This window comes from Methylobacterium sp. P1-11 (genome assembly GCF_008329595.1).
Taxonomy (GTDB): domain Bacteria; phylum Pseudomonadota; class Alphaproteobacteria; order Rhizobiales; family Beijerinckiaceae; genus Methylobacterium.
This window is the reverse complement of the sequence record NZ_NPKS01000009.1, coordinates 108,740-122,157: the sequence shown is the minus strand read 5'-3', so window position 1 is coordinate 122,157 and position 13,418 is coordinate 108,740. Positions and strand designations below refer to the sequence as shown.

The 13,418-nt window shown below is 70.5% G+C and carries 15 protein-coding genes; 10 read left to right on the top strand and 5 right to left on the bottom strand.

Annotated features, from left to right (window positions below; all coding sequences use genetic code 11):
• The first annotated feature begins 30 nt into the window (after window positions 1-30).
• From pstC to phoB, 5 genes are all read left to right on the top strand, one after another.
• The gene (pstC, locus tag CIW48_RS11625) at window positions 31-1,008 is read left to right on the top strand and encodes a phosphate ABC transporter permease subunit PstC (RefSeq protein ID WP_149310917.1); all 978 of its coding nucleotides are present in this window, start codon (window positions 31-33) and stop codon (window positions 1,006-1,008) included.
• Window positions 1,009-1,020: 12 nt separating this feature from the next.
• Entirely contained in the window at window positions 1,021-1,911 is an 891-nt protein-coding gene (pstA, locus tag CIW48_RS11620; protein ID WP_149310916.1) for a phosphate ABC transporter permease PstA, read from the top strand.
• Between the two features lie 22 nt (window positions 1,912-1,933).
• Window positions 1,934-2,749, top strand: coding sequence for a phosphate ABC transporter ATP-binding protein PstB (gene pstB / locus CIW48_RS11615; protein WP_149310915.1), 816 nt, complete (start codon window positions 1,934-1,936; stop codon window positions 2,747-2,749).
• 99 nt (window positions 2,750-2,848) lie between these two features.
• On the top strand, window positions 2,849-3,568 hold the full coding sequence (phoU, locus tag CIW48_RS11610; protein ID WP_091784040.1) for a phosphate signaling complex protein PhoU: 720 nt from the start codon (window positions 2,849-2,851) through the stop codon (window positions 3,566-3,568).
• Window positions 3,569-3,712: 144 nt separating this feature from the next.
• A complete protein-coding gene (gene phoB, locus CIW48_RS11605) occupies window positions 3,713-4,408 on the top strand; it encodes a phosphate regulon transcriptional regulator PhoB (RefSeq protein ID WP_012319307.1) in 696 nt (231 codons plus the stop codon).
• A gap of 183 nt (window positions 4,409-4,591) precedes the next feature.
• Here phoB and CIW48_RS11600 read toward each other — a convergent pair whose 3' ends face one another.
• Window positions 4,592-6,766 carry a protein-disulfide reductase DsbD domain-containing protein gene (locus tag CIW48_RS11600; protein ID WP_173009246.1) on the bottom strand — a complete coding sequence of 725 codons (2,175 nt, stop codon included), beginning with the start codon at window positions 6,764-6,766 and terminating at the stop codon, window positions 4,592-4,594.
• A gap of 119 nt (window positions 6,767-6,885) precedes the next feature.
• A complete protein-coding gene (locus CIW48_RS11595) occupies window positions 6,886-8,724 on the bottom strand; it encodes an aminopeptidase P family protein (protein ID WP_149310914.1) in 1,839 nt (612 codons plus the stop codon).
• A 63-nt stretch (window positions 8,725-8,787) separates the two neighbouring features.
• Here CIW48_RS11595 and CIW48_RS11590 point away from each other — a divergent pair, with 63 nt between their 5' ends.
• Window positions 8,788-9,108 (top strand): hypothetical protein, encoded by a 321-nt coding sequence (locus tag CIW48_RS11590; protein ID WP_246695205.1) that lies wholly within the window; start codon window positions 8,788-8,790, stop codon window positions 9,106-9,108.
• Here the strand turns inward: CIW48_RS11590 and CIW48_RS11585 are convergent, their stop codons facing one another.
• Together CIW48_RS11585 and CIW48_RS11580 are read right to left on the bottom strand one after the other, a co-directional pair.
• A complete protein-coding gene (locus CIW48_RS11585) occupies window positions 9,109-9,297 on the bottom strand; it encodes an Rmf/CrpP family protein (protein WP_091784031.1) in 189 nt (62 codons plus the stop codon).
• Window positions 9,298-9,337: 40 nt separating this feature from the next.
• Complete coding sequence (locus CIW48_RS11580; protein ID WP_149310913.1) at window positions 9,338-10,258, bottom strand: 50S ribosomal protein L11 methyltransferase; 921 nt, start codon at window positions 10,256-10,258, stop codon at window positions 9,338-9,340.
• 277 nt (window positions 10,259-10,535) lie between these two features.
• Between CIW48_RS11580 and CIW48_RS33215 the strand changes: the two genes are divergently transcribed.
• From CIW48_RS33215 to modB, 4 genes are all read left to right on the top strand, one after another.
• Window positions 10,536-10,679, top strand: coding sequence for a hypothetical protein (locus tag CIW48_RS33215; RefSeq protein WP_173009245.1), 144 nt, complete (start codon window positions 10,536-10,538; stop codon window positions 10,677-10,679).
• A gap of 156 nt (window positions 10,680-10,835) precedes the next feature.
• Window positions 10,836-11,033: a hypothetical protein gene (locus tag CIW48_RS11575; protein WP_091784025.1), complete on the top strand. Its 198-nt coding sequence runs from the start codon at window positions 10,836-10,838 to the stop codon at window positions 11,031-11,033.
• 120 nt (window positions 11,034-11,153) lie between these two features.
• Complete coding sequence (gene modA / locus CIW48_RS11570) at window positions 11,154-11,969, top strand: molybdate ABC transporter substrate-binding protein (protein WP_149310912.1); 816 nt, start codon at window positions 11,154-11,156, stop codon at window positions 11,967-11,969.
• A 15-nt stretch (window positions 11,970-11,984) separates the two neighbouring features.
• On the top strand, window positions 11,985-12,677 hold the full coding sequence (gene modB / locus CIW48_RS11565) for a molybdate ABC transporter permease subunit (protein ID WP_149310911.1): 693 nt from the start codon (window positions 11,985-11,987) through the stop codon (window positions 12,675-12,677).
• 30 nt (window positions 12,678-12,707) lie between these two features.
• Here the strand turns inward: modB and CIW48_RS11560 are convergent, their stop codons facing one another.
• On the bottom strand, window positions 12,708-13,364 hold the full coding sequence (locus CIW48_RS11560; protein WP_149310910.1) for a glutathione S-transferase: 657 nt from the start codon (window positions 13,362-13,364) through the stop codon (window positions 12,708-12,710).
• Between the last annotated feature and the right edge of the window lie 54 nt (window positions 13,365-13,418).

Below are 13,418 nucleotides of genomic sequence, written 5' to 3'. Positions count from 1 at the left end.
TACCACGCCCCCCTTCGCAGAGAATCGCGGATGCCCGCTTTGACAGAATCGATCGCCCTCGGCCGAACGCGTGGTGCAACGGCGCGGAAGGCGCCGAGCCGGAGCCTCGACACCGTTTTCCGGAGCTGCTCCTACGGCGCCGCGCTGCTGGTTCTCCTCGTCCTCGCCGGAATCCTCGGCTCGATCCTCTACGGCGGCTGGCCGGCCTTCCGCGAGTTCGGCTTCGGCTTCCTCACATCCAGTGCCTGGAATGTCGGGACCGAGCAGTACGGCGCCCTGGTGGCGGTGATCGGGACCGTCGCCTCCGCCTTCCTGGCGCTGCTGATCGGCGTCCCCGTCTCCCTCGGGATCGCGGTCTATCTCACCCAGCTCTGCCCGGGCTGGGCGCGCAAGCCGGTCGCCATGACGATCGAGCTGCTCGCCGCCGTGCCGAGCATCATCTACGGCATGTGGGGCCTGTTCGTGTTCGCGCCGCTGTTCGCGCGCTACGTCCAGATGCCGGTCTCGAACCTCGTCGAGGGCATGCCGATCATCGGCACGCTGTTCTATGCCCGGGTTCCCTCGGGCGTCGGCGTGTTCACCGCCGGGATCATCCTGGCGATCATGATCGTGCCGTTCATCGCCTCGATCGCCCGCGACATGCTCGACCAGATTCCCACGGTCCTGCGCGAGAGCGCCTACGGCATCGGCTGCACCACCTGGGAGGTGGTGCGTCACGTGCTGGTGCCGCAGGCCGCGGTGTCGATCATCGGTGCGATCATGCTCGGCCTCGGCCGCGCGCTGGGCGAGACGATGGCGGTGACCTTCGTGATCGGCAACGCCAACCGCCTCTCGGCCTCGATCTTCGACCCGAGTTCGACCATCGCGTCGCGCATCGCCAACGAGTTCAACGAGGCGGACGGCCTCCAGCTCAACGCGCTGATGGCCTTGGGCTGCATCCTGTTCGTGATCACCTTCGTGGTGCTCATCATTGCCCGGTTGCTGACGCGCCGCGTCCAGGCCGCCTGAGGAGCACGCGCGATGGATGCCTCCCCCATGATGACCGCGACCGCTCCGCGCCGCTCCGGCCGGGTTCGTCAGGGCCGCCGCATCGCCGACCGCGCCCTGCGTGTCGCCTGCTCCGGCGCGACGCTGGTGGGCGCCCTGGTCCTCGGCTCGATCCTGGTGATGCTGATCGTCCAGGGCGTGCGCGGCTTCACGCCGACCCTGTTCACCAACCCGACACCGGGCCCCGGCTCCGAGGGCGGGGGCATCGCCAACGCCATCCTGGGCAGCCTCGTCCTGACCGGGATCGGCATCCTGATCGCCACGCCGGTCGGCGTGATGGCCGGGACGTACCTTGCCGAGTACGGGCGCGGCTCGAAGCTGGCGGCGCTGATCCGCTTCCTGAACGATATCCTGCTCTCGGCGCCCTCGATCCTGATCGGCCTCTTCGTCTACACGCTGATGGTGCGGCCGATGGGGACCTATTCGGGCTGGGCCGGCGGCGTGGCGCTCGCGATCATCGCGGTTCCGGTGATCGTGCGCACCACCGAGGACATGCTGCGCCTCGTTCCCGGCACCCTGCGGGAGGCCGGCGCGGCCCTCGGGGCGCCGCCCTCGACGGTGATCATGAGCGTGACGTGGCGGGCGGCCTCGGCCGGCATCGTGACCGGCATCATCCTGGCGCTCGCCCGCATCGCCGGCGAGACGGCGCCGCTGCTGTTCACCGCGCTCAACAACAATTCCTGGTTCTCCGCCAACCTGATGGGCGGCGTCGCGAACCTGCCGGTGATGATCTACCAGTTCGCCCTCTCGCCCTACCCGAACTGGCAGGGCCTCGCCTGGGCGGGCGCGCTCCTGATCACCGCGGCCATCCTGGCGCTGTCGATCATCGCGCGCCTCGTGATCAAGCCGCAGACCTCGCGCTGAGACCCCTTTCGAGGACACGACGATGAACGCCGCCTCCGCGATCCCCACGGTCGAGCTGAACCGCAACCGCGCCGACGAGGGCGGCCCCGTGCGGATCGCCGTGAAGGACCTGAACTTCTACTACGGCAGCTTCCACGGGCTGAAGGACGTCAACCTCAACTTCCACGACCGGCAGGTCACGGCGCTGATCGGACCCTCCGGCTGCGGGAAGTCGACCCTGCTGCGCTGCTTCAACCGGATCTACAGCCTCTACCCGGAGCAGCGGGCGGAGGGCGAGATCCTGCTCGACGGCGAGAACATCCTCAGCCCGTCCATCGACCTGAACGAGCTGCGCTCGCGCATCGGCATGGTGTTCCAGAAGCCGACGCCATTCCCGATGTCGATCTACGACAACGTCGCCTTCGGCCTGCGCCTCTACGAGAAGCTGCCAAAATCCGAGCTGGACGGCCGGATCGAGGAATCCCTGCGCAAGGCCGCCCTGTGGGACGAGGTGAAGGACAAGCTTCGGCAGCAGGGGACCGGCCTGTCCGGCGGTCAGCAGCAGCGCCTGTGCATCGCCCGGACGGTGGCGCAGAAACCGGAGGTGATCCTGTTCGACGAGCCGACCTCGGCCCTCGACCCGATCTCCACCGGACGCATCGAGGAGCTGATCGAGCAACTGCGCGACGAGTTCACCATCGTGATCGTCACCCACAACATGCAGCAGGCGGCACGCATCTCGCAGTTCACCGCCTTCATGTATCTGGGGCAGCTCGTCGAGTTCGGTCCGACCAATCGGATGTTCATGAACCCGACGGAACGCCGCACGCAGGACTACATCACCGGCCGCTTCGGCTAGTCTGTCCGGGAGATCCCGGGACCTGGCGGCCAGCGCGCCGGAAAGCCCCAGCAAGCCACCCCGGCGCGCCGTTCCCGGGACCCCATCGAAGGATCCACCATGCCCGGCCATATCGTCACCTCCTACGACACCGACCTGGAGAACCTCCGTCGCTCGATCTCGGAGATGGGCGGCGTGGCCGAGAAGATGACCGCGGAGGCGACCGACGCCCTCGTGCGCCGGGACGACACGCTCGCCCAGGCGGTGATCCTCGCCGACAAGCGCCTCGACGCGCTGCAGCGGGACATCGAGGAGCGCGCGGTCCTGCTGATCGCCCGGCGCCAGCCCCTCGCGATCGACCTGCGCGAGACCATCTCGGCGATCCGCGTCTCCGGCGATCTCGAGCGGATCGGCGACCTCGCCAAGAACGTCGCCAAGCGCGTGGTGGCGATCTCCGACCAGGCGCCGGCCCAAAAGATCGTGCTCGGCGTGCGCCACATGAGCGACCTCGCCGAGGGCCAGCTCAAGGACGTGCTCGACGCCTATGCGAGCCGCGACGTCCAGGCGGCCCACGACGTCTGGGAGCGCGACGGCGAGATCGACGCCCTGTACAATTCCCTGTTCCGCGAGCTCCTGACCTACATGATGGAGGATCCGCGCAACATCTCGTTCTGCACGCATCTGCTGTTCTGCGCCAAGAACGTCGAGCGCATCGGCGACCACACCACCAACATCGCCGAGACGATCCACTATCTCGCCACCGGCGAAACCCTGGCGGGCGACCGGCCCAAGAACGATGCGTCGAACTATGTGACGGTGGACGGTGTCCAGGCTCCGTGAGCGCCCGGCCCCGGCCCCGGCGCCGCACGGCGCGCGCCTTCCCGCCGGGCGCGGCCGGGGTGACCGTGCGTGTGGGTTGAGGCGCGGCGGCGCCTCCTGCAGCATCCGCCGGACCGCCGGTAGAACGGATCTTCGAACGTGAGCATGCAAGTCCTGATCGTCGAGGACGAGGAGGCGCTGACCACGCTGCTGCGCTACAACCTGGAGGCCGAGGGTTTCCTGGTGGATTCGGCGGCGCGCGGCGACGATGCCGAACTGCTCCTGGCGGAGCGGATCCCGGACCTCGTCCTGCTCGACTGGATGCTACCCGGCCTCTCGGGGATCGAGCTGTGCCGCCGAATCCGGGCGCGCCGCGAGACCGAGCGGCTGCCGGTGATCATGCTCACCGCCCGGGGCGAGGAGGGCGACCGGGTCCGCGGTCTCGGCACCGGCGCCGACGACTACATCGTCAAGCCGTTTTCCGTGCCGGAACTGCTCGCCCGGATCCGCGCGCTGCTGCGTCGGGCCAAGCCCGCCCATGTCTCGGATCGGCTGGCGGCGGGCGACCTGGAACTCGACCGGACCGGCCACCGCGTCCGGCGCGGCGGCGAAGAGCTGCATCTGGGCCCCACAGAGTTCCGGCTCCTGGAATTCCTGATGCTGGCGCCCGGCCGGGTCTTCTCCCGCGAGCAGCTTCTCGACGGGGTCTGGGGGCACGACGTCTACATCGACGAGCGCACCGTCGACGTCCATGTCGGGCGGCTGCGCAAGGCGCTGAACGGCCCGCGCCAAGCCGATCCGATCCGCACGGTTCGCGGCTCGGGCTATGCCTTCGACGAGACCTTCTCGCTGGAAGCCTGAGGCGGGATCGAAGCGTACCGGAACGAGGATCGGTCGGCCGCAGCCTCGGTACGCGCGCGGTGCCGTGCCGCTCGGCCATACGACGTCGGCGGGTGCGGCGCCGCCGGATTGCGTCGCTCCGCTCGCAAGGACGGCGGGCCGGGCGTTTCGACGCGCATGCGGCTTCAGGACCCTCTCGACCTTTCAGCGAGCCAGCGCAGCGCTCCGGCCGGACACGGCTGGCACCGCCTCCAGCGCCGCCAGAACCGTCCCCTCGGTGAGGATCTGCGGGAGAACCTGGGGTTCCCCGGTTCCGGTGTAGAGCAGGTAGAGCGGGACGCCGCTGCGCCCGTGCTTCTCCAGGAGGCGGGTGATCTCGGGATTCTGGTTGGTCCAGTCGCCTTTCATGTAGGTCACGCCGCGCTCGGCCATCGCGGCGCGCACCGCCCTGGTGTTGAGCGAGGTCGCCTCGTTCACCGCGCAGGTGATGCACCACGCGGCCGTCATGTCGATGAAGACGGGGCGATGCGCGTCGACCAGGGCGTCGAGGCGCGCCTGGGTGAACGGCTCGACCCCGTCGGCGGCGGCCTGCGCCGACGACGGCACGGCGCGGTCCCGCGGCAGGGTCACCGCAAGGGCGGCTACGGCGATCAGCGCGAGAGCCGCGGCGGCCTGCGAGACCCGGCCGACCTTGGGCGCGGCGGCGCGGCCATGCTCCCAGGCCCAAGCGGCGAAGCCCACCAGCACCAGGCCGATCAGCGCCGCCAGCAGGCCGCGCGGATCCACCTGCTGCGCCAGCACCCAGATCAGCCACGCCACGGTGGCGTAGACCGGGAAGGCGAGGACCTGCTTCAGGGTCTCCATCCAGGCGCCCGGCCGAGGCAGCGCACGCAGGGCCCGCGGCCAGAGGGTGAGCACCAGGAAGGGTAGGGCGAGGCCGAAGCCAAGGCTCGCGAAGACGGCGAGCGCGACGCCGGCGCTCTGGGTCAGCGCGAAGCCCACAGCCGAGCCCATGAGCGGCGCCGTGCAGGGCGTCGCCACCAGGGTCGCGAGCACGCCCGTGAAGAACGAGCCGCTCAGGCCGGCACGGTGGGTGAGGCCGTCGCCAAGGCCGGCGAGACGGCCGCCGACATGGACTGCACCCGACAGGCTCAGGCCCATCGCGAACAGCAGATAGGCGAGCCCCGCCACCATGGCGGGCGATTGCAGCTGGAACCCCCAGCCGATCGCAGCCCCGCCGCCCTTCAGGGCGATCAACAGCGCGGCAAGACCCAGGAAGCTCACCAGAACGCCCGCCGTATAGGCGAGGCCGTGCATCCGCAGCCGGGCCGGCCCCTCGCCGGCATGCCGCACGAGGCTCAGCACCTTGATGGACAAAACCGGGAAGACGCAGGGCATCAGGTTGAGGATCAGCCCGCCCAGGAAGGCGAAGACCGCGGCGGTCGCGAGGGTCAACGCGTCGAAGTCGGCGGCGACCGGCGGGGCTGCGACCGGACTCGGAGCGCTCGGGGCCGCCGCGGCGGCCGGGAGCACGGGCTCGTCCCCATACGCGAAGGCGAGGCGGCGGCTTCCGGCGGTGCCGACCTCGTCGAGCGTCAGGACGCCCGGGAGTGTGGCGGGAGCCGGATCGGTCGGGCTGCTCCGCCCGACGGTCAGGTGCAGGCCGGTCTCGTCGACGGACATTACCTGTGCGGCGGCGTTGTCGATCGCCGTCTCGGCATAGGGAAAATACGCGGCGTTCCGGATCGTGTCGGCCTTGAGACCGGTCGCGGCGAAATCGAGGCGCAGGGTGTCGCCCTGGCTCGACAGGCGCAGGGGCCAGAGCGCCGGCACGGGCAGCGCGGCACGGGCGCGCGCGAACAGAGCGGCGTTGGCCGGGTCCGGCTCGGCCTTGCCCACCGGCAGGGTGAGAGCGAGATCGGCCGAACCCGGGACGCACTCGGTCTCGCAGACGAGATAGGTCAGCTTCGCCTGGATCTGCACGGGATCGGCCGGGTCGAGGCTCGGCGGCGGCGTCACGGGCACGAGGAGCGTGACCTCGCCCTCGTAACCGTAATTCATGAGCGTCGCGATCGGGATGCGCTCCGGCGCCGGCCACCGGATCGCGCCGGCGTTGAAGCCGGCCGGCAGGGTCCAGGTCACCTCCGGGGGCAGGCCGGAATCGCCCGGATTGCGCCAGTAGACGTGCCAGCCCGGCTTGATCTGCATCCGCACCGCCAGCGTGAAAGGCTGCGCGCCAGAAACCGCCGCAGGCTCCGCCACGAGGCTCGCCCGCACGAGGTCCGGCGGCGTACGGAAGCCTTGCAGGAGACCTTGCGCCGCAGCGGCCGAGAGGCTCGCGGCGAAGGCCAGGATCAGAATGGCGAGACGGCGGATCATACTGTCCCTTCGCGCGCAGGACGGTCGCGGTTTCATGCGCGGCGTGTCCGGTCCGGGGCGGGCATTTTCATGGTCCCGCGTCTTACCACGGGACGCGTCCGGGGTCCTGCGCCGGGGACTTAAGCGTCAAGCGGTGCCGTCGCCCGCTCCAGCCAGTCGCGCGTCCCGGCATCGAGCCCGGACGCCAGGGCCTCGCATACCCGGGCATGATACGCGTCGATCCAGGCGCGCTCCTCCGGTTCGAGCAGGTCCGGCTCGATCAGCCGCCGGTCGTAGGGGGCGAGCGTCAACGTCTCGAAGCCGAGCATCGGGCGCTCGCCGCCCTCGATCGCGCGGGGCTCGACCAAGACAAGGTTCTCGATCCGGATGCCGTAGGCGCCGCGGGCGTAATAGCCGGGCTCGTTCGACAGGATCATGCCGGGCTCCAGCGCCACCGTGCCGGTCTTGGCGATCCGCTGTGGCCCCTCGTGCACAGACAGGAAGGCGCCGACGCCGTGGCCAGTGCCGTGATCGAAGTCGAGGCCCGCCTGCCAGAGCGGTGCCCGTGCGAAGGCGTCGATCTGTGCGCCGGTCGTGCCGACCGGGAACACCGCCCGGGCGATAGCGACATGTCCCTTCAGCACCCGTGTGAAGCGGTCGCGCATTTCAGCGCTCGGCGCACCCACCGCGACCGTGCGGGTAATGTCGGTGGTGCCGTCTGGATATTGCGCACCGGAATCGATCAGGAACAGCTCGCCGGTCTGGACCGCCCGGTCGGTGGTGCGGCTGACCCGGTAATGGACGATCGCCCCGTTCGGCCCGGATCCCGAGATCGTCGGGAACGACACCTCGCGCAGATCGCCGCCCGCGGCCCGGAAATCCTCGAGCGCCTCGACGGCGGCGATCTCGGTGAGGCCACCGCCGAGGGCGGCGCCATCGAGCCAAGCGAGGAAGCGCACGACACTCGCCCCATCACGGATATGGGCGGCGCGCGCGCCCGCGATCTCGGCGGCGTTCTTGACCGCCTTCATGCCGGTGATCGGATCCTTGCCGACATCGGCGGTGCCGCCGGCAGCTTCGATCTTCTCCTTCAGGGCGACTGCACCGGTGGCCGCATCGAGGCGGACGCGCACGCCGGCCAGGGATGCCAGCCCGTCGTCCAGCTCTGCCCGGGGCAGAATCTCGGCGATCGGAGCGAGCACCGCGCGCAGGGCCGGATCGACGTTCGGCGAGACGAGGAACAGTCGCGCCAGCCCCGCGCGCGGCAGGATGGCGTAGCCCAGCGCCAGCGGCGTATGCGCGACATCGGAGCCGCGCAGGTTGAAGGCCCAGGCGAGATTGTGCGGGTCCGAGATCACCAGGGCATCGCAGCCGCCTTCGGCGAGGGCTGCCCGGACCCGGCCGAGCTTGTCGGCGGATGCCTCGCCGCACAGCGTGTCTGGATGGACCACCACGGGTCCAGCGGGCGGCCGCGGGCGGCCGGCCCAGACCGCGTCGACGAGGTTCGGCACCGCCCGCACCGCGCCGCCGGCCCGGGTCACGACCCGCTCCAGGCGCGCCAGACTATCCGGCGTATGCAGCCAGGGATCGTAACCCAGCACCTGATCCCGCCTGAGGTTGGCGGCGATCCAGGCCTCCGGCGTCGACTCGGCCAGCGGCACCACCGCGAGGATTCCGGTATCGACCTGCTCGGGCGCCTGCAGGGTGTAGCGCCCGTCGACGACCAGCGCCGCGGATTCCATCAGGATCACGGCCGTCCCGGCCGAGCCGGTGAAGCCGGTGAGCCAGGCCAGACGCTCGGCATCGGCCGGAACGTATTCGGATTGATGCTCATCGGCCCGCGGCACGACAAAGCCGTCGAGCCCGTTCTCGCGCAGAGCGGCCCGCAGGGCCTCGATCCGCTCCGCGCCCTTCCGGTGGCTCGGGTCCTCGAAGCTCTGGAAGCGCGGCCGCGGCCGGGACGGGCTGGTCTCTGTCATGCGTCGAGCCTAGCGCCCGCCGCTCACGCGTCGCAACACCCCACCCGCACGACGAGGGGCAGGATGCGGTGGTTAAAGATCGTCAACAATCTTATCACGCCGCCGGATTTGGCCTATTCCTCGGACATGCCACGCCGCGTTTACTACCGGATCAGCGACAGACCCGATGGCCGCTTCGACGCCGTCGTGACGATCGAGCCCGACACGGTGATCCGCCGCGACGGATTCGACTCGCTCGCCGAACTTGAGGAATGGATCGACGGTCTGCGCGTGCTGATGGCGGCGCTCGGCGCGCCGGTGGCGCAGGGAGAGCCGGCGGGATCGTCGAATCCGGAGAAACCGGTCGGGCCGAGCCGGCCGGGTCGGCTGCGCACCGCGCGCTGATCAGGCGTCGGTCATCGGCAGGTCCGGAGCCCGCTCGCTGGGCGCGCCGTCATACCCTTCCAGCCACGCCTTGCGGGCTGCCGAATTGGCCGGATAGGGACAGGCATCCTTCGGACGTCCCTGCGCCCGGGCGCGGGCACCCTCGGCGATGGGGTCCGCGGGCGGATCGTGGAGCGACCTCTGGCTCATGACCGGATAACGCGCCGGCGGGCGGGCGGTTCGGAGCGGCTCAGCGCCGCGGGCGTCGGGCCGCGCCGCCACGCATCAGCACCACGGCAACCCACCCCTCGATGACGCCGCGGCGCACCAGCGAGAAGCCCTGCAGGCGGTAGGCCGAGAGGACGCCGGGCACGTCGCGCTCGATCAGGCCCGACAGGACCAGCACGCCCTCGGCGGCGACCACCCGCGACAGGGTCGGCGCGAGAAGCCTCAGCGGCCGGGCCAGGATATTGGCGAAGACGAGATCGAAATGGCGCGGCCGGTCGGCGAGGCGGTGGCGCACCCCCGGCCCCTCGTAGAGCTTGAGATAGGGTCCGAGCCCGTTGGCCCGGGCATTCTCGCGCGCCGTGCGCACGGCCTCCGCGTCGAGGTCGCCGGCCACCACGGGCTGCCGCAGCGCCTTGGCGGCCGCAAAGGCGAGGATTCCGGTTCCGGTGCCGACATCGAGGATATGGGCCGGGCGCCGGCGCTTGAGTTCCGAGACCAGAGCCCGGAGACAGCCCAGCGTCGTGCCGTGATGGCCGGTGCCGAAGGCCAGCGCCGCCTCGATCTCGATGGACAGATCGTTGCTTCGCACGGCGTCGCGGTCGTGCGACCCGTGCACGACGAAGCGCCCCGCCCGGACCGGCTTCAGCCCCTCGAGCGACGCGCGCACCCAATCCTGCTGCGCGATCGTGCGGAACTCGGCCGCGTCGGCCGCGTCGCCGATCACCGGCCGGATCAGCGCGCGGACGTAATCCTCGTCGGGCTCATCCGCGAAATAGGCCTCGAGGCGCCATGTGCGCCCGTCCTCGTCCTCGAACGCCGCCACCGCGGTCTGGGTGGGGTCGAACATCTCGCCCAGGAGATCGGTCATCGCGCGGGCCGAGCGTTCGTCGGTCAGCAGGCGCAGGACATGGGACGGGCGGTGGGGCGGCAGGCCTTCGAGCATGGTTCCGGGCTGTAACGCCGAGGCGCGCCGCAGCCCAGGGGCTGGTGCGAAAAAAAACCGGGCTCGATGGAGCGGGGAGGCTCGCCGACGTGCCGTCCCGCCCTTTGTGGCCGGGCAGACACAAGCGCCAATACTTATCTTTTCCACGTCCTAAATCAGTACCAAGGGCCAGCCTGTGTGCTTAAACAATCTCGGCTTCCTCGAGGCCAGACCCTTAACTCAGGCGCGCCGCACTTCGTGAAGCGGCGCGCCGGTTTTGACAGACAATCGCACCCCTATGATCTCGCCCCTCCTGATCAGCGTCTTCTTCGCGGTGGTCACCACCGCCGCGGCCACGCTGTGGGCGCTGCTGGTCGCGGATGGCATGAGCGGCCTCCCGGAAGGGCGCTCACCCGAGCGGCACGATATCCGGACTTGGTAGGCCCCATATCCCGATTCGCACTTGGAACCGCCCAGAAATGCGGCAGGATGTTCGCCCGTTGACCACGTCCTCCACCATTGCGGTGGAACCCGGCGCAACGACCCGCGTTTTTGCCAGCTTTTTACGTGAATCACGATTGAGCAGGGTGCGTACAGCGTGACCAAGTCCCGGCGTTCCGGCCCCCGCGGGCCCGTGGTCGTCACCGGTACGGCCGTGCAGGCCCGGCCGCGCGAACGGATTTTCGGCGGTCCCGCACCGGACGGGCCGCTCCCCGGCCATCTCCTGGTTCTCCTGAGCCGCCTGCACCGGGCGGAAGCCGAGCCGAAGGACGGTCCCGAAGCCAAGCTCGGCTGACGTGAACAAGTCTGCTCGGTCCCACGCCAGCGACTGGCCCTTGGCCGGTGGCTGCCGGGCTCGTATGATCTCCGTCGTTCCCCGCCGTATATAGCGGGTCGCGACGGGGAGAACCCATTCATGCGTCTGACGCGACGGATCCTCGCTGCGCTTTTCCTCGCGTCGCTCGCGCTTGCCCCTCTCAACCGCGCCGCGCGGGCGGACGAGCCCATCGTGGTGTTCGCGGCCGCAAGCCTCAAGAACGCACTGGACGATGCCGCCACCGCCTGGACCAGGGCGACCGGCAAGACCGCGCGGATCTCCTATGCCGGCTCGAACGCCCTCGCCAAGCAGATCGAGGCGGGCGCGCCGGCGGACCTGTTCATCTCGGCCGACCACGCCTGGATGGACTACGTCGACCGGGCCGGGCTGCTGAAGGCAGGCTCGCGCTTCGATCTCCTGCGCAACGCCCTGGTGCTGATCGCCCCCGGGCCGAAAGACAGTAGCGCGGATCCGCAGGTCGCCCTGGCACCGAATCTCGGCAGCACGCTGACGCGCATCCTCGGCGGCGGCCGCCTGGCGATGGCGACGATCGACGCCGTCCCGGCCGGCAAGTACGGCAAGGCGGCCCTGGAGAAGCTCGGCGCCTGGGAGGCCGTGAAGGGACAGGTCGCCCAGGCCGAGAACGTGCGCGCCGCCTTGCTGCTCGTCGCTCGGGGCGAAGCGCCGCTCGGCATCGTCTACGCCACCGATGCGGCCGCCGAGCCGAGCGTGCACGTGCTGGCGACCTTTCCGGCCGACAGCCACCCGTCGATCGTCTATCCGGCGGCCATGACCAAGGAATCGCGCAATCCGGATGCAGGCACCCTGCTCACCTACCTGCGCGGCCCGGATGCGCGGGGCTTCTTCGAGCGCCAGGGCTTCACGGTGGTCGCGCAGCCCGGCGCCAGCCAGTAGCGGCGCGCCAATCCCTTGCTCGGCCTGACTCCGGAGGAATGGACCGCCGTCGGCCTGAGCCTTCGGGTAGCCACGGTGGCCACGCTCGCGAGCCTCGTGCCCGGCCTCGCCGTGGCCTGGCTGCTCGCGCGCCGTCGCTTTCCAGGCCGCGCTCTGCTCGACGGACTGGTCCACCTGCCGCTGATCCTGCCCCCGGTGGTCACCGGCTACCTGCTGCTGCTGGCCTTCGGCCGCCGGGGTCTGCTCGGCGCCCCCCTCGCCGAGATCGGCGTGGTCTTTTCCTTCCGCTGGACGGGGGCGGCGCTCGCCTGCGCGGTGATGGGGTTCCCGCTCATGGTGCGGGCGATGCGGCTGTCGATTGAGGCGGTGGACCGGCGGCTGGAGCAGGCGGCCGGGACGCTGGGCGCGCATCCCGTCGCGGTGTTCCTGACGATCACGCTGCCGCTCAGCCTGCCCGGCTGCCTCGCGGGAGCCGTGCTGGCCTTCGCCAAGGCGATGGGCGAGTTCGGCGCGACCATCACCTTCGTGTCGAACATCCCGGGCGAGACCCAGACGCTGCCGTCGGCGATCTACACGCTGACGCAGGTTCCGGGCGGGGAAGGGCCGGCCCTGCGCCTCACCCTGATCTCGATCGCGCTGTCGGTCACGGCCCTGCTGGTCTCGGAAGTCCTGGCCACGCGGGTCGGGCGACGGCTGGGGGCCGGCTGAATGGCCGACGCCCCGAAGCGGAAGACCCGCTCAGGCATACGCGTAGGGGCCGCCCTGCTGCAGCGCCCTCTGATAGGCCGGACGGGCGTGGATGCGTGCGAGCCAGTCCCTCACGCGCGGGCCCGCGCCCGTGCCCCGCGCCGCGAAGGCCTCCAGCGGGAAGCTCATCAGGATGTCGGCCGCGGTGAAGTCGGCGCCGCAGAAATACGGCTGGCCGGCGAGTTCCGTCTCCCAGAAGGCCGCATGCCGGCGCAGATCCGGATCGACGAACCCCCGCACCACCGTGTCGGCGATGCGGCGGACGAGGGGACGAAGCGACCACGGGCTGCTTGGCGCCAGCCGCCCGAAGACCAGCTTCAGCAGCAGCGGCGGCATCGCCGAGCCTTCCGCGTAATGCGACCAGTAGACGTAGCGCCGTCGGGCCTCCGACCCGTGTTCGGGCACCAGCCGCTCGCTGGCCAGGCCCGTGAGATAGGCGACGATCGCGCCGGTCTCCGCGACCACCGTCGCGCCGTCGGTGATCACCGGCGCCTTGCCGAGCGGGTGCACGGCCACGAGTTCGGGGGGCGCGCGCAGAGTCCGGGGATCGCGGGCATAGCGCGTCACACGGTAGGGCAGCCCGAGTTCCTCCAGCAGCCAGAGCACGCGCTGCGAGCGGCTGTTCTCAAGGTGGTGGACCGTGATCATCGCGGGCAAGTCCGGGCCGGCGCCGGGACGCGCCGGGGCCCCTGTTACCCGAGT

Coding starts and splice junctions, on each gene's coding strand:
- pstC (WP_149310917.1), top strand. CDS start 31: ATGCCCGCTTTGACAGAATCGATCGCCCTCGGCCGAACGCGTGGTGCA.
- pstA (WP_149310916.1), top strand. CDS start 1,021: ATGGATGCCTCCCCCATGATGACCGCGACCGCTCCGCGCCGCTCCGGC.
- pstB (WP_149310915.1), top strand. CDS start 1,934: ATGAACGCCGCCTCCGCGATCCCCACGGTCGAGCTGAACCGCAACCGC.
- phoU (WP_091784040.1), top strand. CDS start 2,849: ATGCCCGGCCATATCGTCACCTCCTACGACACCGACCTGGAGAACCTC.
- phoB (WP_012319307.1), top strand. CDS start 3,713: ATGCAAGTCCTGATCGTCGAGGACGAGGAGGCGCTGACCACGCTGCTG.
- CIW48_RS11600 (WP_173009246.1), bottom strand. CDS start 6,766: ATGATCCGCCGTCTCGCCATTCTGATCCTGGCCTTCGCCGCGAGCCTC.
- CIW48_RS11595 (WP_149310914.1), bottom strand. CDS start 8,724: ATGACAGAGACCAGCCCGTCCCGGCCGCGGCCGCGCTTCCAGAGCTTC.
- CIW48_RS11590 (WP_246695205.1), top strand. CDS start 8,788: ATGCGGTGGTTAAAGATCGTCAACAATCTTATCACGCCGCCGGATTTG.
- CIW48_RS11585 (WP_091784031.1), bottom strand. CDS start 9,297: ATGAGCCAGAGGTCGCTCCACGATCCGCCCGCGGACCCCATCGCCGAG.
- CIW48_RS11580 (WP_149310913.1), bottom strand. CDS start 10,258: ATGCTCGAAGGCCTGCCGCCCCACCGCCCGTCCCATGTCCTGCGCCTG.
- CIW48_RS33215 (WP_173009245.1), top strand. CDS start 10,536: ATGATCTCGCCCCTCCTGATCAGCGTCTTCTTCGCGGTGGTCACCACC.
- modA (WP_149310912.1), top strand. CDS start 11,154: ATGCGTCTGACGCGACGGATCCTCGCTGCGCTTTTCCTCGCGTCGCTC.
- CIW48_RS11560 (WP_149310910.1), bottom strand. CDS start 13,364: ATGATCACGGTCCACCACCTTGAGAACAGCCGCTCGCAGCGCGTGCTC.